Origin of the sequence: Enterobacter cloacae complex sp. P29RS (genome assembly GCF_014893445.1) — a bacterium.
GTDB lineage: Bacteria > Pseudomonadota > Gammaproteobacteria > Enterobacterales > Enterobacteriaceae > Enterobacter > Enterobacter intestinihominis.
Genome location: NZ_JADBPZ010000019.1, coordinates 61819 through 83995 on the forward strand (window position 1 = coordinate 61819; position 22177 = coordinate 83995).

A 22177-nucleotide genomic window follows, 5' to 3' on the forward strand; every position below is an offset into this window, starting at 1 on the left:
CGCTTCGCTTGCCGGGCCTACAAGTGCGAGATGTAGGCCGGGTAAGGCGTAGCCACCACCCGGCTTTTTTACATCTGGCACCCAGGACACCAGTAAAACGGCCTGGAAGAGATCGTCGCCTTCTCAATCACCCCGCCGCACCGCTCACACTTTTTACCTGCCCGATGAAACACCTTGAAGCGGAACAGCGCCCCGTGATGCTTGTTCTCATCCACCACGCCGCGCGTGTTGTACGACAGCCGTGGAATATCCAGTAACGCGTACGACAGCGCCTCCAGCTGTTCATCGCTCAGCTGCGACGCTTTGCGCTGCGGCGCCAGCCCCACTTCCCAGAGGATCTCCACCCGCAGGTAGTTTCCCAGCCCCGCCAGAAATGCCTGATCGAGCAACAGCCCGGAAAACTGCCGGTTGCGGAATGTGGGCGATAACAGCCGGGCTTTCACATCGCTTGCCGTCAGGCGCATATCCAGCACGTCCGGCCCAACCCGCTGTAAGAACGGGTGCGTGAGCAACTGCTCCGGCGTTAACATTTCGATATCAGAAGCGCTATAGAGCAGGATCGCCTTATCCGCCGTTTGTAGCCGCACGCGCAGCACGCGGGTCGTTTGCGGCTGCTCGTCCGCCTTTACCACCCGCCAGACGCCGTAAAGCTGATTGTGGCTATATAACGTCAGGTTATGGGAAAAGTGGGTGAGTAACGCTTTGCCGCGCGTTTCAATGTGGGTCACCGTCTGTCCCACCAGCTCTGTTTCAAACGGTTTTAGTTGAGGAAAGGCAAACCAGACGTGTGTCAGAGTTTTGCCCTTTATCGCCGCCTCCAGGCTATCCGCCGCGCGGCGGATCTCCGGACCTTCTGGCATGTTATTGTCCTTTCATGATTATTCTGCGCTGACAACAATGCCCTCTTCCGAGAACGCCGCCCGCAGGCGTCGTGCAAACTGGAGCGCATGCTCGCCGTCACCGTGTAAGCACACCGTATCAGCCTGAACGTTTGCCGTTGTACCCTCCGTCGAGGTTACTCGCCCGAAGCGCACCATCTCCAGCGTCTGCGCCAGCGCTTTACCTTCGTCGGTGATCAGCGCACCGGCCTGCGTACGCGGAACCAGGCTGCCGTCCGGCAGGTATCCCCGATCGGCAAACACTTCCTGCCGCGTAATCAGCCCCAGCCGTTCGCCGGCACGGATAAGCTCGCTGCCCGCCAGGCCCACCAGCACCAGACGCGGATTGCAGTCCCGTACCGCGCGGGCAATGGCGTCTGCCAGCGCCGGATCTTTCGCCGCCTGGTTATAGAGCATGCCGTGCGGCTTGACGTGGCGCATCTCGCCCTTCTCAGCGCGCACTATCGCCTCCAGGGCGCCGATCTGGTAGAGCATTTGCGCGTAAACCGTCTCAGGCGGCAGATCCATCGCCGTGCGACCAAAGTTTTCCCGGTCCGGAAAGCTGGGGTGAGCGCCTATCGCCACGCCATTTTTCATGGCATTGCGCACGCTCGCCAGCATGGTCTGCGCATCGCCGGCATGAAACCCACAGGCGATGTTCACCGAGGAGACCAGCGTCATCAGCGCCGCATCGGCGCTGCTGCCCTCCCCCAGATCGGCGTTTAAATCAATCTTTACCATCGAGCCTCCACGCCAGCTGTTCGAGATAACGCTGCTGATCCTGACGGGCTTTCAGCGCCTCCTCCAGCGAACACTGCACAAAATGAATTGGCTGACCGAGAGGAATTTGCGCCAGATGGTAGCGATCCGCTTCGATAATGCAGGCAATACGCGGATATCCTCCCGTGGTTTGCGCATCGTTCATCAGTACGATAGGCTGGCCGTTGCCCGGCACCTGAATCACCCCCGGCAACAGACCATGGGAAAGCAGCTCCCGGTCAGTCGTGCGGGTCAGCGGCTGGCCCTGAAGCCGGTAACCCATGCGGTTACTCTGCGGGCTGATCTTCCATGGCGAGCGCCAGAAAGATTCTTTTGAGGCCTCATCGAACTCATGATATTCCGGCCCCGGCAGGGCGCGGATCAGGTTCCCCCACAACAGCTGCTTCACGCCCTGCGTGGTGGTGAAATGGCGCGCTGATGGCTTAATCGCCAGGCGATCGCCGTCGCGCAGCAGCCGTCCTTCATGTCCGCCCATTCCCGCTTTCTGGTCGGTGCTGGATGAGCCCAGCACCTCCGGCACGTCGATACCTCCCGCCACCGCAAGATAGCTGCGCACGCCGTGCAGAGGACGCTTGAGCGTCAGACGCTGTCCGGCTTTCGCCCGCAGGCGCCAGCCGGTCCACACCGCTTTGCCGTCCAGCGTCGCGTCACAGCCCGCGCCGGTTAAGGCAAACCAGGTTTCCTGACCAAACTCAATCACGCACTGACCCAGCGTAATTTCTAACGCCGCCGTGCTGCCGGCGTTGCCTACCAGCAGGTTGGCAATCTCCAGCGATGGACGATCAAGCGCACCGCAGTAGCTCACGCCCGACTGACGCAGCCCAAAACGCCCGGCATCCTGTACCGAGGTGTAAAGCCCTGCGCGAATAAGCGTTAACATATCCCCTCCTTTTGCGGGATAAAGCGCAGGGTATCCCCCGGACGCAGGAGTATGGGCGCGTCCTGGCCAGGTTCAAATAACGGCGTGGACGTGTGCCCGATAAGCTGCCAGCCTCCCGGCGAGGCGAGCGGATAAATTCCCGTTTGCTCACCACCAATCGCCACGCTGCCCGCCGGTACGCTCAGGCGTGGCTCAGCCCGGCGCGGCGTATGCAACTGGGGCGATAACCCGCCCAGATAGGGGAAACCCGGCTGAAATCCCAAAAACCAGACGACATAGTCGACTGAGCTATGCAACTCCACAACCTGCTTCTCCGTTAATCCACAGTGTTCGGCCACCACGCCAAGGTCGGGGCCTCCCTTGCCGCCATAGACAACCGGGATCTCAATCGTCCGCGATTCCGGCTCCAGCGCCTCGCTCTCCTCCCACCAGCGTTGCAGGCGCTCAATGGCATCCAGCGCCCCCGTGTGCGGATCACGCAGCACCACGGTGATATTATTCATACCCGGAATAGCTTCAACCACGCCAGGTAGCTCGGGCAGTCGTTGAGCCAGACGCCAGATACGCTTTTGCGTGGCAAGCGTCACCGGAGGCTCAAGTTCCAGAACCACTGCGGTTTCACCCAGAAGATAACAACGCGCTCGCTGCACTTAACTACCTCTCATCAGGCCGGGTTAGGGATATCAATAAACGTCACATCCAGATCGGTATTTTCCGTCAGCCACTCGCTGAGGGCGCGGATGCCGCCACGCTCGGTGGCGTGATGGCCTGCCGCGTAAAAATGCAGGCCTTGTTCACGGGCAGAGTGAATGGTCTGCTCGGAAACCTCGCCGGTAATGAAGGCGTCGACACCGAAACGCGCCGCGCTATCAATAAAGCCCTGGCCGCCGCCGGTGCACCATGCCACGCGCTTCACGGTATCCGGCCCGGTGTCGCCGCACCACAGCGGACGACGCCCCAGGCGTGCTTCGATCCACGATGCCAGCTCCAGACCCGGAACCGGCATCGACAGTTCACCCCACGGCACCAGGGGTTCAATTTCGCCCATCACGGTAATCCCCAGCAGCTGCGCAAGCTGAACGTTATTCCCCAGTTCAGGATGCGCATCGAGCGGCAGGTGATAGCCGTACAGGTTGATGTCATTCGCCAGCAGCGTTTTGAGACGGTTGCGCTTCATGCCGCGAATAATAGGTGATTCGTTTTTCCAGAAATAACCGTGATGGACAATCACCGCGTCGGCTTCCTGACGCACCGCCTCATCCAGCAGCGCCTGGCTTGCCGTTACGCCGGTGATGATTTTTTGCACCGTCTCGCGACCCTCCACCTGTAAGCCATTCGGACCGTAGTCGCTAAACGAGGCGGTGTTGAGTTTTTCGTTAATCAGGCGTTCCAGTTCACTGTTTTTCATCATCATTCTCTCAAACTTTTCGGGCGGTTTCGTACGCCGCCAGCGTGGCGACGCGCGCCTGTTTATGGTCGACAATGGGACGGGGATAGTTCAGGGTAACACGCTGTTTATCCGCCCATGCCCAGGGTTCATGAATGGCTTTGGCGGGGACATCCTTAAGTTCAGGCAGCCAGCGACGGATAAACTCGCCGTCGACGTCAAATCGTTGTCCCTGCGTGGTCGGATTAAAGATCCGAAAATAGGGAGCCGCATCCGTGCCGGTGGAGGCCGCCCACTGCCAGCCGCCGTTATTTGCCGCCAGATCGCCATCGATCAGCTGAGAGATAAAATAACGCTCTCCGGTTCGCCAGTCGATAAGCAGATCCTTTACCAGGAAGCTGGCGGTAATCATACGCAGACGGTTATGCATCCACCCGGTTTCATTGAGCTGCCGCATAGCCGCATCAACAATCGGGAAGCCGGTGAGCCCATGCTGCCATGCCTTCAGCAGCTTCTCATTCGACTGCCACTGTACCTGTTCGGTCCAACGAATGAAGGGGCGATGTTTACATAAATCAGGATGATACGTCATCAGATGGCGATAAAACTCACGCCAGATCAGTTCGTTCAGCCACACTGCGCCCGCCCCCCCGTCTACCGCCTGAGGCTGTTCCGCCAGTAGCCGATGTAAACACTGGCGCGGGGAGAGCGCGCCCAGCGCTAAACAGGCCGACAGGCGGCTGGTGCCTTCAATCGCTGGAAAATCCCGCCGCGCCTCGTAATCCGCCGCCCCCTGCGCGCAGAACTGACGCAAGCGGGCGATAGCCGCTTTCTCGCTGGCGGGGAATACCGTTTCATCAAACGACTGCTGGGGATAATTCAGCCTGATGTCCTGCAGATCCGTTATCGTTTCCCCTCTTATGGCCGGGGCGGGAACGCATTCTGGCAGCCCCTCTTTCAGGCGTTTGATAAAAGCATTTTTAAACGGCGTGAAAACTTTATACATTTCGTGACTGCCGGTCATCACGCTGCCCGGTGCGAGCATCACGCTGTCATCAAAGCCTTCACAGACCACGCCCGTAAGGTTTTTTTCCAGCTGACGATCCCGCTGCTGCTCGTTAAATTCATACTGGTAGTTGTAAAAAAGACGCGTTACCGCGTGCTGCTTACAGATTGCCTGCACCATCTCAAGCTGTGCGGCAAAATCATGGGCCTCTTTATAGATCAGCGGAATGCCTTTTTCGGCCAGTGAATGTTGCAGGTCATTCAGATACGCGCTGAGTAATGCCGCTTGCCGGGGCGCCATGTCATGCTGCAGCCACTGTTCAGGAGTGGCGATAAACAGGGCCAGCACATTCGCGTCTTTAGCGCGGCAGGCGGCCGCGAGAGCGAAGTTGTCGTGAATGCGTAAATCCGCGCGAAACCAAACCAGATGGGTGGGCATAAAACTCCAGGCAATTGTCCATTATGTCCGTAAGGGCATGCCGTAAAAGGAAAAAGGCATGCATTGAACTACTTTGCCATGAAGTGTAGACGGGATGAAATAAAAAAGGCCGCCCGAGGCGGCCTTAACGCTACTTGTCCTGCGCTATCGGGGTAAAGGCAATAAACACATCCGGTTTATCACTCTTTACAACGAGTGCGCTGGCGACAATGAACGCGATGCATAAATAGCGTTTCACTATGCGGTCCCTGCTGCTAACCGCTCCACCTATCACCACCGGTGATAAATCGGTGGACACAAGCCCGGGTAGGCGCGCTGCTTTACGGCTATGGATACACCTTTCCCAGGACCGATGCCCATTTGCGAGATGGCGGAAAGGGACGTGGCATCATAATTAACACCAACGCCAAAAGTAAGTTATTTCAGTAAAATTAGGAATTTATAAAGGTGAAGTGGTTTGCGAACTTTTTAAAGAAGGGTATGATAAAAATCCCGGGTAGGGGCTGCAAGATTACCCAACGGACCGCGAATCCCGAGGGACAAAAAAACCGCCACTTTGCTGTAGGCGGTTTTTTTATGGCTACGATGTCACACCGTATCAGTAGAAATCGCAGGTTGCTTTCTCGGCCTGATCCATCCACACCGGCTTTTCGCTGGTTTTCGCCCAGACGCGGTGCAGATAGCTGTAAAAACGTGCGCGATCTTTCCAGAACAGCATCACCGGCAGGGCCAGCACGCCAGCCACTACGGCGAAAGTGCGACGCATGAACACGATATGAGCCGGATACTCTTTATAAAGATCCATATTTTTCTCCCCTGTAGTTGGCCGGAAACCGTCTCCGGAAAATGTGAAATCTGTGACCTGGTTAAAATAATACCGCTTTGTTTGTAATTTTACTACTCATCCGACCACTTATTTTCATCCATTTCGTGAATATTTACATTCACGCCTGTAATTAAGTTACAAAAAAGTTAACAATTTACTTAACAATAGTTAAATTGTGGTCTTTCCCATTTTTATACTTTTTTTACACCTGCCCTTCTGATTTTTGCGAAATCTTTGCGCCACAAATCCTACCGTTTGTACAACAACAAAAGTCACCCGGAGGTGGAGTGTGAGTGCAGGTCTGATTGCCGGCATCGTGCTGGTGTTCCTGTTATTGGGTTATCTGATTTATGCCCTGATTAATGCGGAGGCATTCTGATGGCTGCTCAGGCGTTTTTGCTTATTGCCAGCTTTTTACTGCTGCTGCTTGTGCTCGCCAGGCCGCTGGGAACAGCGCTGGCGCGGCTGATAAACAACGTGCCACTGCCGGGTACGCGAAAAATTGAAAACGTGCTCTGGCGCATTTCAGGTATCAGCGACCGCGAAATGAGCTGGGGCCAGTACCTGATGGCGATACTGCTTCTGAATATCGTGGGGCTTATTGCCCTCTTTACGCTGCTCATGCTCCAGGGCAATTTGCCGTTCAATCCGCAGCAGTTACCAGGTTTATCCTGGCATCTGGCGCTGAACACGGCGGTCAGCTTTGTCACCAATACCAACTGGCAGTCTTACGCCGGTGAAACCACGCTCAGCTACTTCAGCCAGATGGCCGGGTTAACCGTGCAAAACTTTCTGTCTGCAGCCAGCGGTATCGCGGTGATCTTCGCCCTGACGCGCGCGTTTGCCCGCCAGAATGTCAGCACGCTCGGCAACGCGTGGGTTGATGTCACGCGCATCACCCTTTGGATCCTGGTGCCTGTTGCGCTGATTATTGCCCTGTTCTTTATACAGCAAGGCACTCTGCAAAACCTGCTGCCTTATACCCCTTACACCTCGCTTGAAGGGGGCAGGGAACTCCTGCCAATGGGGCCAGTGGCGTCGCAGGAAGCAATCAAGATGCTGGGCACCAACGGGGGCGGCTTCTTCAACGCCAACTCATCGCATCCGTTTGAAAACCCAACGGCATTAACCAATTTTGTACAGATGCTGGCGATCTTCCTGATCCCCGCCGCGCTCTGCTTCGCCTTTGGCGATGTGGTTAACGATCGCCGCCAGGGCCGTACGCTGCTGTGGGCCATGTCGTTAATCTTCGTGGTCTGCGTAGCACTGGTGATGTGGGCCGAATGGAACGGCAACAGCCACTTCATGCAGCTGGGGGCTAACAGCAATATCAACCTGGAAGGCAAAGAGAGCCGCTTCGGCATTCTTGCCAGCAGCCTCTATGCGGTGGTCACCACAGCGGCCTCCTGCGGGGCGGTGAACGCCATGCACGACTCTTTCACCGCGCTCGGCGGCATGATCCCGATGTGGCTGATGCAGATTGGCGAGGTAGTCTTCGGTGGGGTCGGTTCGGGGCTGTACGGCATGCTGTTGTTCGTTCTGCTCGCCGTGTTTATCGCCGGGCTGATGATCGGCCGCACGCCGGAATATCTCGGCAAAAAAATCGACGTCCGCGAAATGAAATTAACCGCGCTGGCAATCCTGGTCACCCCCACCCTTGTGCTGCTCGGTACCGCCCTGGCGCTGATGACCGACGCCGGGCGCAGCGGCATCTTTAACCCGGGCATTCACGGCTTTAGCGAAGTGCTTTACGCCGTTTCGTCTGCCGCAAACAACAACGGCAGCGCCTTTGCAGGGTTAAGTGCCAACTCACCGTTCTGGAACTGTCTGCTGGCGTTCTGCATGTTCTTCGGTCGTTTCGGCGTGATTATTCCCGTCATGGCGATCGCCGGAACACTGGTGAATAAGAAGATCCAGCCGACCACTACCGGTACGTTACCGACTCACGGCGCGCTGTTCGTCGGCCTGCTGATTGGCACCGTTCTGCTGGTAGGTGCCCTGACCTTTATCCCCGCCCTCGCGTTAGGCCCGGTTGCGGAATATCTCTCTTTACGCTGATTTTGCGGAGAATTTGTCATGAGTCGTAAACAACTGGCCCTGCTCGAACCGACATTAGTTCGTCAGGCCCTCATGGATGCGGTAAAAAAACTGAGCCCGCGCGTGCAGTGGCACAACCCGGTGATGTTTATTGTCTGGACTGGAAGTTTACTCACCACCGCATTGGCGATTGCCATGGGAACGGGACACCTTTCAGGAAATGCAACCTTTACCGGCGCCATCAGCCTGTGGCTGTGGTTTACCGTGCTGTTCGCCAACTTTGCCGAAGCGCTGGCGGAAGGCCGCAGTAAGGCGCAGGCCAACAGTCTGAAAGGGGTCAAAAAAACCGCCTTTGCGCGCAAATTACGCGAACCTAAATACGGCGCGCAGATGGACCACGTTCCGGCGGATGAACTGCGCAAAGGTGACGTGGTGCTGGTGGAAGCCGGGGACATCATCCCCTGCGACGGGGAGGTAATTGAGGGCGGCGCGTCGGTAGACGAAAGCGCTATTACCGGGGAATCCGCGCCCGTGATCCGTGAGTCGGGCGGAGATTTCGCCTCAGTTACCGGCGGAACGCGCATTCTTTCCGACTGGCTGGTGATCCAGTGCAGCGTTAACCCGGGCGAAACCTTTCTCGACCGGATGATCGCCATGGTGGAAGGCGCACAGCGTCGTAAAACGCCGAACGAGATCGCCCTGACCATTCTGCTGGTGGCGCTCACCATTGTGTTCCTGCTGGCAACGGCGACCCTGTGGCCCTTCTCTGCCTACGGCGGTACAGCGGTCAGCATCACCGTACTGATCGCCCTGCTGGTCTGTCTGATCCCCACCACTATCGGCGGCCTGCTTTCCGCGATTGGCGTGGCGGGGATGAGCCGTATGCTGGGCGCGAACGTCATCGCCACCAGCGGACGCGCCGTTGAAGCGGCGGGTGACGTAGACGTACTGCTGCTGGATAAAACCGGGACCATCACCCTGGGTAATCGTCAGGCCTCTGACTTTTTACCTGCTCCCGGCGTGGATGAAAAAACGCTGGCCGACGCGGCGCAGCTTTCTTCGCTGGCCGATGAGACGCCGGAAGGTCGCAGTATCGTGATCCTCGCCAAGCAGCGCTTTAACCTGCGCCAGCGCGACGTACAAAGCCTGCACGCCACGTTCGTGCCCTTCACGGCGCAAACACGGATGAGTGGAATTAACATTCAGGACCGAATGATCCGTAAAGGCTCCGTTGATGCCATCCGCCGTCATATTGAAGCCAATAATGGACATTTCCCTCCGGAAGTCGACCACCTGGTGGAAAGCGTAGCGCGTCAGGGGGCAACCCCGCTGGTGGTGGCGGAAGGTGCAAGCGTTCTGGGGGTTATCGCCCTGAAGGATATCGTTAAAGGCGGTATAAAAGAGCGTTTCGCCCAGATGCGTAAGATGGGCATTAAAACGGTAATGATCACCGGGGATAACCGTCTGACTGCGGCGGCCATTGCCGCCGAAGCGGGCGTGGATGATTTCCTTTCCGAAGCGACACCGGAAGCGAAGCTGGCACTCATTCGCCAGTATCAGGCGGAAGGTCGTCTGGTGGCGATGACCGGCGACGGCACCAACGACGCCCCGGCGCTGGCGCAGGCCGACGTGGCGGTGGCGATGAACTCCGGTACCCAGGCGGCAAAAGAGGCGGGCAACATGGTGGATCTCGACTCGAACCCGACCAAGCTGATCGAAGTGGTGCATATCGGGAAGCAGATGCTGATGACGCGCGGCTCGCTGACCACGTTCAGTATCGCCAACGACGTGGCGAAGTATTTCGCCATAATCCCGGCGGCCTTTGCGGCAACCTATCCGCAGCTGAATGCCCTGAACGTAATGCACCTGCACTCTCCAGCCTCGGCCATTTTGAGCGCGGTGATCTTCAACGCGCTGATTATTGTCTTTCTTATTCCGCTGGCGCTGAAAGGGGTGAGCTATAAGCCGCTGACGGCCGCCGCCATGCTGCGCCGTAACCTGTGGATTTACGGTCTGGGTGGGCTGGTGGTGCCCTTTATTGGGATCAAGGTTATCGACATGTTGTTAATGCTGTTCGGGCTGGTTTAAAAGGTGAATCTCATGACGATGTTACGTCCCGCTATACTGTTGTTTATTCTGCTGTCTCTGATTACCGGCGGGCTTTACCCGCTGATGACAACCGCGCTGGGCCAGTGGTGGTTTGAGGACCAGGCCAACGGCTCGCTGATTATCCAGAACGGTGAAAACCGTGGCTCGCGTCTGATTGGGCAAAACTTTACGGACCCGCGCTACTTCCAGGGACGCCCTTCCGCCACTGCGGAAAGCCCGTATAATCCAATGGCCTCCGGCGGCAGCAATCTGGCTGGCAGTAATCCTGACCTGGACAAAGCCGTTGCTGAACGCGTTGCCGCCCTGCGCGCCGCGAATCCGCAGGCCAGCCGTGAGGTGCCGGTTGAGCTGGTCACCGCCTCCGCGAGCGGGCTGGATTACAGCCTGACGCCGGACGCAGCGGCGTGGCAGATCCCACGCGTGGCCGCCGCCCGTCTGCTGACCGTCGAGCAGGTGAGCCAGCTGGTTGCAGAACATACGCAAAAGCCGCTGGTCAGCTTCATCGGCATGCCGGTAGTGAACATTGTTGAGCTGAATCTGGCGCTGGATGCGCTAAGGAAGAACTAAATGACCGATGAGCCCATGCGCCCGGATCCGGACAGGCTGCTTGAACAAACGGCTGAAGCCCACCGCGGCAAGCTGAAAATTTTCTTCGGCGCCTGCGCGGGCGTCGGGAAAACCTTCGCCATGCTGACGGAAGCCCAGCGGCTTCGGGCGCAGGGGCTTGATATTCTCATCGGCGTGGTGGAAACCCACGGTCGCAAAGAGACGGCGGCGCTGCTGACGGGGCTGGCGACGCAGCCGCCCCAGCGTATCAGCCATCGCGGGCGGCTGGTCACGGAGTTCGATCTTGATGCCGCCCTCGCCCGCCGCCCCGCGCTGATCCTGATGGACGAACTGGCGCACAGCAACGCGCCTGGCTCACGCCACCCGAAGCGCTGGCAGGATGTTGAGGAGCTGCTTGAAGCCGGCATCGACGTCTTCACTACGGTGAATGTTCAGCATCTGGAAAGCCTGAACGACGTGGTGAGCGGGGTAACCGGTATCCAGGTGCGGGAAACCGTCCCCGATCCGTTTTTTGATTCTGCCGATGAAGTCGTACTGGTTGACCTGCCGCCGGACGATCTACGCCAGCGCCTGCACGAAGGCAAGGTGTATATTGCCGGCCAGGCCGAACGCGCTATCGAACATTTTTTCCGCAAAGGAAACCTGATTGCCCTGCGCGAGCTGGCCCTGCGCCGCACCGCCGATCGCGTGGATGACCAGATGCGCGCCTGGCGGGACCTGCAGGGGCGGGAGCGCGTCTGGCACACGCGTGACGCCATTCTGTTATGCATTGGTCACGGCAGCGGCAATGAAAAACTGGTCCGCACCGCCGCCCGGCTTGCGGCGAAGTTTGGCAGCGTCTGGCACGCGGTGTATGTCGAAACGCCACAGCTTCACGGCCTGCCGGAAAATCAGCGTCGCGCCATTTTGAGCGCGCTGCGGCTGGCGCAGGAGCTGGGTGCCGAAACCGCAACCCTGTCCGATCCGCAGGAAGATAAAGCCATTCTGCGCTACGCGCGCGAGCATAACCTGGGCAAGATTGTCATTGGACGTCGCCAGCATCGCCGCTGGTTTAGCCGCGAATCTTTTGCCGACAGGCTGGCACGCCGCGCGCCGGATCTGGATTTAGTCATCGTCGCGCTGGATGACAAGCCCGCCCCCCTGCCCGGCCGTACGCCGGACGCACGCACCTTTGGCGATAAATGGCGCGTCCAGATCCGGGGCTGCCTCGTGGCCGTGGTCCTTTGCGCCCTGATTACGGTGATTGCCAGCCAGTGGCTAATCGCCTTCGATGCCGCCAATCTGGTCATGATTTATCTGCTGGGCGTCGTTGTGGTCGCGCTCTTTTATGGCCGCTGGCCGTCGGTGCTGGCAACGGTGATCAACGTCATCAGCTTCGACCTCTTTTTTATCGCTCCGCGCGGGACGCTTGCTGTCTCGGACGTGCAGTACATTCTGACCTTTGCCGTGATGCTTACCGTCGGGCTGGTGATCGGGAATCTGACGGCAGGCGTGCGCTACCAGGCACGCATTGCCCGCTATCGCGAGCAGCGCACCCGCCATCTGTATGAGATGTCAAAATCGCTGGCGGTCGGTCGCACGCAGCAGGATATCGTCCAGACCAGCGAGCAGTTTATCCGTTCGACCTTTCATGCCAGTAACCTGATTTTGCTCCCCGACGAGCAGGGGCGCCTTCGCCCGCTGACCTCCCCTTCGGGGATGACGCCCTGGGATGAAGCGATTGCCCGCTGGAGCTTTGATAAGGGTTTACCTGCCGGTGCCGGCACCGACACTCTGCCCGGGGTGCCTTACCAGATCCTGCCGCTGCGCAGCGCGGATAAAAATCACGGGCTGGTCATCGTCGAGCCGTCTAACCTGCGTCAGCTGATGATCCCCGAGCAGCAGCGCCTGCTGGAAACCTTCACCCTGCTGGTCGCCAGCGCCCTTGAACGGCTGGCGCTCACCGCCAGCGAAGAGCAGGCACGGCTGGCAAGCGAGCGCGAAAGTATTCGCAATTCGCTGCTGGCAGCGCTGTCTCACGATTTGCGCACCCCGCTTACCGTGCTGTTTGGTCAGTCCGAAATTCTGACGCTGGATCTGGCGGCGGAAGGATCAAAACATGCGATGCAGGCCAGCGAAATTCGTCAGCACGTGCTAAATACCACGCGTCTGGTGAACAACCTGCTGGACATGGCGCGCATTCAGTCCGGCGGGTTTAACCTCAAAAAAGAGTGGCTCACCCTTGAGGAGGTTGTCGGCAGTGCGCTGAAGATGCTGGAGCCGGGTCTCGGCGGGCGCCATATCGAGCTGGACATGCCGGAACCCCTGACGTTAATCCATGTGGATGGCCCGCTGTTTGAGCGCGTGCTGATTAATCTGCTGGAAAATGCCGCTAAATACGCCGGGACAAAGGCCCGGCTGGGGATTGCTGCCAGGGTGGATAAACGTGTGCTGCGGCTCGATGTCTGGGATACCGGGCCGGGTATTCCGGCCGGCCAGGAGCGCGCCATATTCGAAAAATTTGCGCGCGGTAATAAGGAATCTGCCATTCCGGGCGTCGGGCTGGGGCTGGCGATCTGCCAGGCGATTGTTGACGTGCATGGCGGCACCATTTCCGCAGAGAACCGCCCGGAAGGTGGGGCACGCTTTTGTGTTACACTTCCTCTTGAAACCCCACCAGAACTTGATGAATTACCAGAGGATTTGTGATTAACGTTCTGATTGTTGAAGATGAGCTCGCTATCAGCCGATTTCTGCGTACCGCGCTGGAAGGCGACGGTTTGCGCGTTCATGAAGCCGGTACGCTTCAACGGGGGTTAATTGAAGCCGCCACCCGCAAGCCAGATCTGGTGATCCTGGATCTGGGACTCCCGGATGGCGATGGCATCGATTTTATTCGTGAGGTGCGTCAGTGGAGCCAGATGCCCATTCTGGTGCTCTCTGCCCGCACCGAAGAGACGGATAAAATCGCCGCGCTGGATGCCGGAGCGGATGATTATCTGATCAAACCGTTTGGCATTGGCGAGTTACAGGCCCGGCTGCGTGTGGCGCTGCGTCGACACAGTGCCACCACTCCTTCTGAACCGGTGTACGTCTTTGGCGATATCCGCGTCGATCTTGCCGCCCGCCGCATCGTGCGAGGGGAAGAAGAGATCCACCTTACGCCTATCGAGTTTCGTCTGCTGGCCGTGTTGCTCAGTAACCACGGAAAAGTGTTAACGCAGCGACAGCTGTTAAGCCAGGTCTGGGGACCGAATGCTGTCGAACATAGTCACTATTTACGCATTTATATGGGACACCTTCGCCAGAAACTTGAAGCCGATCCCGCGCGTCCTCGTCATTTATTAACAGAAACCGGTATCGGATATCGGTTTATGATCTGAATAAGTATTCACTTTAATTTTAAATATAAAACATACCGGCCTTAATATAGCCATGAAAATAACGATGAGTTTATTTTCATAGCTATATCCGCCCTCTTTAAACACAATTAAAACATCAATTTAACACCGAACCAACAAAACAGCATTTTGATCTGCGTTATTCACTCAAAACGACTAATTATTTCTGAAATGATCGGTTATTGGTGATCTGTTTCACAGTTAATCCCTTTTTCCTGGATAAAATGACCGTGCTTTCAATTACTGAAAGGAAAATGAACATGGAAAACAATAATCGTTTAATGCCCCATATAAGGCGGACAACACATATCATGATGTTTGCCCACCGAAACTGTTTTGACTTTCATCTCTTTAACGCCCGGTAGTCCTTCGACTTCTGGCGCATCTGCTTACAGGTTATCCTGAAAAACGCTATTTTACAGGCTGTTGCCTGTGAACACCTGCGCTCATTCCTTGTGATTCAGATTCTCCGCAACCGGGCGGACTGAATTCTACTCAGCAAAAAAGCAATTAACTGATTTCGTATCAGCGGACACGCTTTGCTTTTTTTTTCCGGAAAAAATCGATTTCTTTACCGCAAGAAGTCGAGGGACCCAGATTGCCTGAAATAAAGAGATAAAGATGAAAACGTTAAAAATTGCCGTCAGCCGTGCCTGCCCTGAATGCTTTACCACTTCGCGCGAGATCGTGGATATCACCGCATCGGATTATATTGATGTGGCAGCCGTGGTTCTGGCCGTCAGTGATATTTTCAATGGCGCCATAGAAGAAATAGAAGCCACGGGATTCGGTATTCCGGTGTTTATTGCCACGCATAAAGAAGAAAGGGTTCCGGCTGAATTTTTGTCGCGTATTCACGGCGTTTTTGAGTACTCCGACACCAGCAATGCGTACTACGGACGCCAGCTTGAAGCGGCTGCGCAGAAGTACGAAACCCAGCTCCGTCCGCCGTTCTTCCGCGCGCTGGTCGATTACGTCCAGCAGGGGAACAGCGCGTTTGACTGCCCCGGACATCAGGGAGGCCAGTTCTTCCGCCGCCATCCGGCCGGAAACCAGTTTGTCGATTTCTTTGGCGAAACGCTTTTCCGCGCCGATCTGTGCAATGCCGACGTGGCAATGGGCGATCTGCTGATCCATGAAGGTGCGCCATGCATCGCCCAACAGCATGCGGCAAAAGTCTTTAATGCGGATAAAACCTACTTCGTGCTGAACGGCACCTCCTCTTCCAATAAGGTGGTGCTCAATGCCCTGCTCACGCCAGGCGATCTGGTGCTGTTCGATCGCAATAACCATAAATCTAATCACCACGGAGCACTGTTACAGGCGGGAGCGACGCCGGTGTATCTGGAAACAGCCCGCAACCCGTACGGGTTTATCGGCGGTATTGACGCACACTGTTTCGACGAGAGTTACCTGCGGGAACTGGTGTCAGAGGTCGCGCCTGGTCGCGCGCGGGATGAACGTCCCTTCCGTCTGGCGGTGATCCAGCTGGGCACCTACGACGGTACTATTTATAACGCCCGTCAGGTGGTGGATAAGATTGGTCACCTGTGCGATTACATCCTGTTTGACTCCGCCTGGGTGGGTTACGAGCAGTTTATCCCGATGATGGCCGACTGCTCGCCGCTGCTGCTGGAGCTGAACGAAAACGATCCGGGCATTCTGGTTACCCAGTCGGTGCATAAGCAGCAGGCGGGCTTCTCGCAAACCTCGCAAATCCATAAGAAGGACAGCCACATAAAAGGCCAGCCGCGCTATGTTCCGCATAAGCGCCTCAACAACGCCTTTATGATGCACGCCTCCACCAGCCCGTTTTATCCGCTGTTTGCCGCCCTGGATATCAACGCCCGCATGCACGAGGGGCAAAGTGGGCGCAACATGTGGATGGACTGCGTGGTGACGGGTATCGAAGCGCGAAAACTGATCCTTCAGAACTGTCAGTTTATTCGCCCGTTCGTGCCGGAGACGGTGGATGGCCGTCCGTGGGAAAGCTGGGATACGGCGGAGATCGCCACCCATCTGCGCTTCTTCCATTTCGTTCCGGGCGAACGCTGGCACGCCTTTGAGGGATATGCCGAGCATCAGTATTTTATTGATCCCTGCAAACTGCTGCTGACCACGCCAGGCATCAACGCCCGCACCGGCGAGTATGATGATTTCGGCGTGCCCGCCACCATCCTCGCCAACTTCCTGCGTGAAAACGGCATCGTGCCGGAAAAATGCGACCTCAATTCCATTCTGTTCCTGCTCACCCCGGCGGAGGACATGGGCAAATTGCAGCAGCTCGTCGCCCAGCTGGTGCGCTTCGAAAAACTGCTCCAGAGCGATGTGCCGCTGAAAGAGGTTCTGCCCTCTCTTTATAAGCAACATCCGGAACGTTATGCGGATTATTCCCTGCGTCAGATTTGTCAGGAGATGCACGACCTCTACGCCCGCCATAACGTGAAGCAGTTGCAGAAAGAGATGTTCCGCAAGTCTCACTTCCCGCGCGTCATGATGAACCCGCAGGAGGCGAACTATGCCTATCTGCGCGGTGAGGTCGAGCTGGTGTCACTGCGCGACGCGGAAGGCCGTATCGCCGCGGAAGGCGCGCTGCCTTACCCACCGGGGGTGTTGTGCGTGGTTCCGGGGGAAGTCTGGGGCGGTTCCGTGCTGCGCTATTTCGCCGCGCTGGAAGACGGGATCAATCTGCTGCCGGGCTTTGCGCCGGAGTTACAGGGGGTTTACGTCGAGGAGTGTGACGGGCGCAAACAGGTGCGCTGCTACGTCATTAAACAACCCGCCGCTCAGCCGTCTCTGCTGAAAGGAGAAAAATTATGAGTAAGTCCAACAAGATGGGCGTGGTACAACTCACTATCCTCACCATGGTGAATATGATGGGGTCCGGGATCATCATGCTGCCCACCAAGCTCGCTGAAGTGGGGACGATTTCGATTATCTCCTGGCTGGTAACGGCAGTCGGCTCAATGGCGCTGGCGTGGGCGTTTGCCAAGTGCGGGATGTTCAGCCGTAAGTCTGGCGGCATGGGCGGCTATGCCGAATATGCGTTTGGTAAGTCCGGTAACTTCATGGCCAACTATACCTACGGGGTGTCGCTGCTGATCGCCAACGTGGCGATTGCCATCTCCGCTGTCGGTTACGGTACGGAGCTGTTTGGCGCGACGCTGACCCCGGTGCAGATTGGGCTGGCGACCATCGGCGTGCTGTGGATCTGCACCGTCGCCAACTTTGGCGGCGCGCGCATCACCGGACAACTCAGCAGCATCACCGTCTGGGGCGTGATCATTCCGGTTGTCGGTCTGTGCATCATCGGTTGGTTCTGGTTCAGCCCGACGCTGTACGCCAATTCCTGGAACCCGCATCACGTACCGTTCTTCACCGCCGTGGGATCATCCATCGCCATGACGCTATGGGCTTTCCTCGGTCTCGAGTCAGCCTGTGCGAATGCGGAAGTGGTGGAAAACCCGGAAAAGAACGTGCCGATCGCGGTACTCGGCGGGACGCTGGGGGCGGCGGTGATCTATATCGTCTCAACCAACGTGATTGCGGGAATTGTGCCCAACATGGATCTCGCTAACTCCACGGCGCCGTTCGGGCTGGCGTTTGCGCAGATGTTTACGCCAGAGGTAGGGAAAGTGATCATGGGACTGATGGTGATGTCCTGCTGCGGCTCGCTGCTGGGCTGGCAGTTCACCATCGCCCAGGTATTCAAATCCTCCGCTGACGAAGGTTATTTCCCGAAAATCTTCTCCCGCGTCACCAAAGCGGATGCGCCGGTACAGGGTATGCTGGCGATTGTGATTTTCCAGAGCGGTTTGTCGCTGATGACCATCAGCCCGTCACTGAACAGCCAGTTTAATGTACTGGTCAACCTGGCGGTGGTGACGAACATCATTCCGTACATTCTGTCGATGGCGGCACTGGTAATTATTCAGAAGGTGGCGAAGGTGGATCCGCGCAAAGCCCGGGCGGCCAATATCGTGGCGCTGATTGGGGCGATTTACAGCTTCTATGCGCTCTACTCGTCCGGTCAGGAGGCGATGCTGTATGGCGCGATGGTGACCTTTATGGGCTGGACGCTGTACGGTCTGGTATCGCCGAGATTTGAACTGAAGAATAAGCATAGTTAAAAAAGAAGCCCGGTGGCGCTAACGCTTACCGGGCCTACGAGATCAATGTTTTCTCCCTCTCCCTGTGGGAGAGGGCCGGGGTGAGGGCATCAGCCCGCACCAGACACCATTTACGCGTTTTTCAGCACTTCGCTGACAATCTCTACCGCTTCTTTCTCAATCTGCTGGCGGTGCTCAGCGCCGAGGAAGCTTTCGCAATAGATTTTGTACGCATCTTCCGTACCGGATGGACGCGCGGCGAACCAGCCGTTTTCGGTCATCACTTTCAGGCCGCCGATGGATGCGCCGTTACCCGGTGCTGCCGTCAGACGCGCGGTGATCGGATCGCCCGCCAGGGTGCTGGCGCTGACCATCTCCGGAGAGAGTTTGGACAGAGCGGCTTTCTGAGCAGAGGTCGCGCCAGCCTGAATACGGTTATAGCTTGGCGCACCAAAGCGTCCTGCCAGGTCGTTGTAATGTTCCTGCGGGTTCTTACCGGTAACCGCGGTGATTTCCGCCGCCAGCAGGCACATGATGATGCCGTCTTTATCGGTTGACCATGGGGTGCCGTCGAAGCGCAGGAAGGATGCCCCCGCGCTCTCTTCACCACCAAAGCCGAAGCTGCCGTCGTGCAGACCGTCAACAAACCACTTGAAGCCCACCGGCACTTCCACCAGCTTGCGGCCCAGCGCATCGACCACACGGTCAATCATGGCAGAAGAGACCAGCGTTTTACCCACCGCAACCTCTTTGCCCCACTGCGGACGGTGCTGGAAGAGATAGTTAATCGCAACAGCCAGGTAGTGGTTCGGGTTCATCAGCCCAGCCGGGGTGACGATACCGTGACGGTCGTAGTCCGGGTCGTTGGCAAACGCCAGATCGAACTTGTCGCGCAGCGCCAGCAGGCCCGCCATCGCGCATTCGGAGGAGCAGTCCATACGGATCGCGCCGTCTTTGTCCAGGTGCATAAAGCGGAAGGTCTGATCGACGTGATCGTTCACGATGGTCAGATCCAGCTTGTAGTGCTCGGCAATGCGTTTCCAGTATTCAATACCGGAGCCGCCCAGCGGATCCACGCCCAGCTTCAGACCGGCTTTCTGGATAGCGGCCATATCGACGATATCCGCCAGCCCTTCCACGAACGGCTGCACCAGATCCTGCTCTTTCACGTGGCCGGACGCCATGGCTTCATCCAGCGAGATGCGCTTCACGCCGTTCAGACCGTTAGCCAGTAACGCGTTGGCGCGATCTTCCACCACTTTCGTGACGTTGGTATCCGCCGGGCCACCGTTAGGTGGGTTGTACTTGATGCCGCCATCTTCCGGTGGGTTGTGGGACGGGGTGATCACAATACCGTCCGCCTGCGCGCCACCTTTTTTGTTATGTACCAGAATAGCGTTAGAAACCGCAGGCGTTGGCGTGAAACCGTTGTTCTCCTGAACAATCACGTCTACGCCGTTTGCCGCCAGTACTTCCAGCACGGAGATAAAGGCAGGTTCAGACAGGGCGTGGGTATCTTTCCCAACATAGCACGGACCGGTGACGCCATTTTTGGCGCGCTCTTCCGCGATGGCCTGAGCAATGGCCAGAATGTGCGGTTCGTTAAAGCTGTGGCGCGCCGCGCTGCCGCGGTGGCCAGATGTACCAAACTTCACTGCGTGTTCTGCGTTGCCCACCACCGGCTTCAGCACGTAGTACTGCGCGGTCAGTTGAGCGACGTTAATCAAATCGCGTTGTTGTGCAGGTTGTCCTGCACGGCTGTGATTTGCCATTGCCTGGTCCTTCTGATGCAAGGGTTAAATTGTACCGCAAACCTTTTCGATCAATTCCGCCGGGAACTGCATGGACTGCATGATATGTTCGATCATGCTGCACTTGCGGCCCGTATTGGTATTGGTGATCACCCAGTATGGCGTACCGGGAACATGTTTGGGTTTGGTTTGGTTGCCATTTTGCAGCAGGGTCTGCTCGTCACCTGCGAAGTAAACGCGCGTGCGACCGTGCAGCGACTCTGTCGCTTCTGCAAATGCGTTGTTATCCAGTGAGTAAAGTGTAGACAGCACCAGCATAAAGCGGTTAACCGCCTTTTTCTGCTCTGCATATTCATCGGACAGCAGCAGCTCGCGCATCGCGCGCACTTTGTCTTTTGCCGGCATGACGGCAGGTTTTACTTGTGCAACAACGCTCGGCTGAGACACAACATCTTTAGTGACAGGAGTGGGCTGTGAGGCGGCGGAAATTTTAAGCATGCGCCGTAAAATGTCGGACGCGCTCTCCCCAATATGCCGCGTCTGGCTGGCAATATACTGATAGAGTTCGTCATCAACTTCGATTGTTTTCATCTTAATCCAGTGCGATATCTTATCTGAATACAAGTCGTTGAGATTATAAGGTCTAATCCCAACAGCGGATAGCGTCAAACCAGGTTGGCGGCAAAAGTCAGATTAAACTGGATCCTTGCCCCCGGGCGGCAGAATGGTCAACATGATACCCTAACCTGACAAACCTAAAAAAAGAACTTTGCCATGAAATTGAATACCCGAGCGCAAACTGCACAATCGCCGAACAATAATTCTCCCATCGTACTGGTTCACGGCCTGTTTGGTAGTCTGGATAACCTGGGCGTGCTGGCGCGCGATTTAGTGACCGATCACGAGATCCTCCAGGTTGATATGCGCAATCACGGTCTTTCAGGGCGCTCTGAGGAGATGACCTACGCAGCCATGGCGCAGGATCTGCGGGACACCCTCGATGCGAATAATATCCAGAAAGCGACGCTCATCGGGCATTCAATGGGCGGTAAAGCGGTGATGGCGCTTACAGCGCTGGCCCCTGAGCGAATTTCCGGTCTGGTGGTCATTGACGTTGCGCCCGTCAATTACGACGTTCGCCGTCACGATGAGATTTTCGCTGCGATCAATGCCGTGACAGAGTCAGGCGTCTCCACACGCCAGCAGGCGGCAGCCGTTATGCGCGAGCATCTCGATGAAGAAGGCGTGGTCCAGTTCCTGCTGAAATCCTTTGTTGACGGACAATGGCGCTTTAACGTCCCGGTACTGTGGGATCAGTATTCGCATATTGTGGGGTGGGAAAATGTCCCCGCCTGGCCGCACCCTACCCTCTTTATTCGCGGCGGCAACTCCCCTTACGTCACTGACGCGTACCGTGACACGCTGCTGGCGCAATTTCCGCAGGCTCGCGCTCACGTCATCGCCGGTGCCGGGCACTGGGTCCACGCGGAAAGACCGGATGCGGTCCTGCGCGCCATTCGCCGCTATCTTACTGATACAGCGAATTGATTAAAAAGCCAGCGACCGGAAGACGACGGGCTTCCAGTCGTTGGCGTGTGGATATGGGTGATGTATGATGGCGCGCTTATCGCCCGGGCATTAGCAGGGCGGCGTGTTTCCCCCGAAGTCTCAGAATCATGGCCAAAGAACAAACGGACCGTACGACACTAGATCTGTTCGCGAATGAGCGTCGACCGGGACGACCGAAAACGAATCCGCTTTCGCGCGATGAACAGCTGCGTATCAATAAACGCAACCAGCTTAAACGCGATAAAAATCGTGGGCTTAAGCGTGTCGAACTCAAGCTGAATGCCGATGCCGTCGATGCGCTTAACGAGTTAGCTGACGCGCGCAACATCAGCCGCAGCGAACTGATCGAAGAGATGCTGATCGCCCAGCTTGAGACGTTACGCGGCAAGGCGTGAGTCAGAAAATCCCCAATATTACCTTTTTCATGTAGCACAGAGTGCAGTCCTGCGTGATAGCTGTT

Annotated in this window: 20 protein-coding genes; 11 read left to right on the forward strand and 9 right to left on the reverse strand. The window is 57.0% G+C overall.

Going from position 1 to position 22177, the window contains the following annotated elements; translation table 11 throughout:
• Positions 1-68 precede the first annotated feature (68 nt).
• From nei to IM282_RS15205, 7 genes are all read right to left on the reverse strand, one after another.
• Complete coding sequence (gene nei, locus IM282_RS15175; RefSeq protein WP_063146880.1) at positions 69-860, reverse strand: endonuclease VIII; 792 nt, start codon at positions 858-860, stop codon at positions 69-71.
• A gap of 18 nt (positions 861-878) precedes the next feature.
• Entirely contained in the window at positions 879-1619 is a 741-nt protein-coding gene (pxpA, locus tag IM282_RS15180) for a 5-oxoprolinase subunit PxpA (RefSeq protein WP_045621778.1), read from the reverse strand.
• A complete protein-coding gene (pxpC, locus tag IM282_RS15185) occupies positions 1606-2538 on the reverse strand; it encodes a 5-oxoprolinase subunit PxpC (RefSeq protein ID WP_022647458.1) in 933 nt (310 codons plus the stop codon). Before pxpC ends, pxpA begins: the two co-directional genes overlap by 14 nt.
• Positions 2532-3188 carry a 5-oxoprolinase subunit PxpB gene (pxpB, locus tag IM282_RS15190; RefSeq protein ID WP_022647457.1) on the reverse strand — a complete coding sequence of 219 codons (657 nt, stop codon included), beginning with the start codon at positions 3186-3188 and terminating at the stop codon, positions 2532-2534. Before pxpB ends, pxpC begins: the two co-directional genes overlap by 7 nt.
• Before the next feature lie 14 nt (positions 3189-3202).
• Entirely contained in the window at positions 3203-3946 is a 744-nt protein-coding gene (locus IM282_RS15195) for a type 2 GTP cyclohydrolase I (protein ID WP_003858635.1), read from the reverse strand.
• Between the two features lie 10 nt (positions 3947-3956).
• Positions 3957-5369, reverse strand: a complete 1413-nt coding sequence (gene phrB / locus IM282_RS15200) for a deoxyribodipyrimidine photo-lyase (RefSeq protein ID WP_192970531.1) — start codon at positions 5367-5369, stop codon at positions 3957-3959.
• Between the two features lie 598 nt (positions 5370-5967).
• Positions 5968-6174, reverse strand: a complete 207-nt coding sequence (locus tag IM282_RS15205) for a YbfA family protein (RefSeq protein ID WP_014069366.1) — start codon at positions 6172-6174, stop codon at positions 5968-5970.
• A 310-nt stretch (positions 6175-6484) separates the two neighbouring features.
• Here IM282_RS15205 and kdpF point away from each other — a divergent pair, with 310 nt between their 5' ends.
• The 9 genes from kdpF to potE all read left to right on the forward strand — a co-directional run bounded on the left by kdpF (position 6485) and on the right by potE (position 18418).
• A complete protein-coding gene (gene kdpF, locus IM282_RS15210) occupies positions 6485-6574 on the forward strand; it encodes a K(+)-transporting ATPase subunit F (RefSeq protein ID WP_003858638.1) in 90 nt (29 codons plus the stop codon).
• Positions 6574-8253: a potassium-transporting ATPase subunit KdpA gene (kdpA, locus tag IM282_RS15215; RefSeq protein ID WP_192970532.1), complete on the forward strand. Its 1680-nt coding sequence runs from the start codon at positions 6574-6576 to the stop codon at positions 8251-8253. Before kdpF ends, kdpA begins: the two co-directional genes overlap by 1 nt.
• Before the next feature lie 18 nt (positions 8254-8271).
• Positions 8272-10320, forward strand: a complete 2049-nt coding sequence (gene kdpB, locus IM282_RS15220) for a potassium-transporting ATPase subunit KdpB (RefSeq protein WP_063149452.1) — start codon at positions 8272-8274, stop codon at positions 10318-10320.
• A gap of 12 nt (positions 10321-10332) precedes the next feature.
• Positions 10333-10908: a potassium-transporting ATPase subunit KdpC gene (kdpC, locus tag IM282_RS15225; protein WP_063149451.1), complete on the forward strand. Its 576-nt coding sequence runs from the start codon at positions 10333-10335 to the stop codon at positions 10906-10908.
• Positions 10909-13596 carry a two-component system sensor histidine kinase KdpD gene (kdpD, locus tag IM282_RS15230; RefSeq protein ID WP_038415691.1) on the forward strand — a complete coding sequence of 896 codons (2688 nt, stop codon included), beginning with the start codon at positions 10909-10911 and terminating at the stop codon, positions 13594-13596.
• On the forward strand, positions 13593-14270 hold the full coding sequence (kdpE, locus tag IM282_RS15235; RefSeq protein WP_022647450.1) for a two-component system response regulator KdpE: 678 nt from the start codon (positions 13593-13595) through the stop codon (positions 14268-14270). The genes kdpD and kdpE overlap by 4 nt, the downstream gene beginning before the upstream one ends.
• 278 nt (positions 14271-14548) lie before the next feature.
• Positions 14549-14653 (forward strand): leader peptide SpeFL, encoded by a 105-nt coding sequence (gene speFL / locus IM282_RS15240; RefSeq protein ID WP_003858645.1) that lies wholly within the window; start codon positions 14549-14551, stop codon positions 14651-14653.
• A gap of 256 nt (positions 14654-14909) precedes the next feature.
• Positions 14910-17108 carry an ornithine decarboxylase SpeF gene (gene speF / locus IM282_RS15245; protein ID WP_192970533.1) on the forward strand — a complete coding sequence of 733 codons (2199 nt, stop codon included), beginning with the start codon at positions 14910-14912 and terminating at the stop codon, positions 17106-17108.
• Entirely contained in the window at positions 17105-18418 is a 1314-nt protein-coding gene (potE, locus tag IM282_RS15250; RefSeq protein ID WP_022647448.1) for a putrescine-ornithine antiporter, read from the forward strand. Before speF ends, potE begins: the two co-directional genes overlap by 4 nt.
• Before the next feature lie 110 nt (positions 18419-18528).
• Here the strand turns inward: potE and pgm are convergent, their stop codons facing one another.
• Positions 18529-20169 carry a phosphoglucomutase (alpha-D-glucose-1,6-bisphosphate-dependent) gene (pgm, locus tag IM282_RS15255; RefSeq protein WP_022647447.1) on the reverse strand — a complete coding sequence of 547 codons (1641 nt, stop codon included), beginning with the start codon at positions 20167-20169 and terminating at the stop codon, positions 18529-18531.
• A gap of 24 nt (positions 20170-20193) precedes the next feature.
• Positions 20194-20739, reverse strand: coding sequence for a replication initiation negative regulator SeqA (gene seqA, locus IM282_RS15260; protein ID WP_003858650.1), 546 nt, complete (start codon positions 20737-20739; stop codon positions 20194-20196).
• Positions 20740-20922: 183 nt separating this feature from the next.
• On the opposite strand from seqA, the gene ybfF reads away from it, so the two are divergent.
• Entirely contained in the window at positions 20923-21696 is a 774-nt protein-coding gene (ybfF, locus tag IM282_RS15265; RefSeq protein WP_048965596.1) for an esterase, read from the forward strand.
• 128 nt (positions 21697-21824) lie between these two features.
• A complete protein-coding gene (gene ybfE, locus IM282_RS15270) occupies positions 21825-22112 on the forward strand; it encodes a LexA regulated protein (RefSeq protein WP_003858652.1) in 288 nt (95 codons plus the stop codon).
• The last annotated feature ends 65 nt before the right edge of the window (positions 22113-22177 follow it).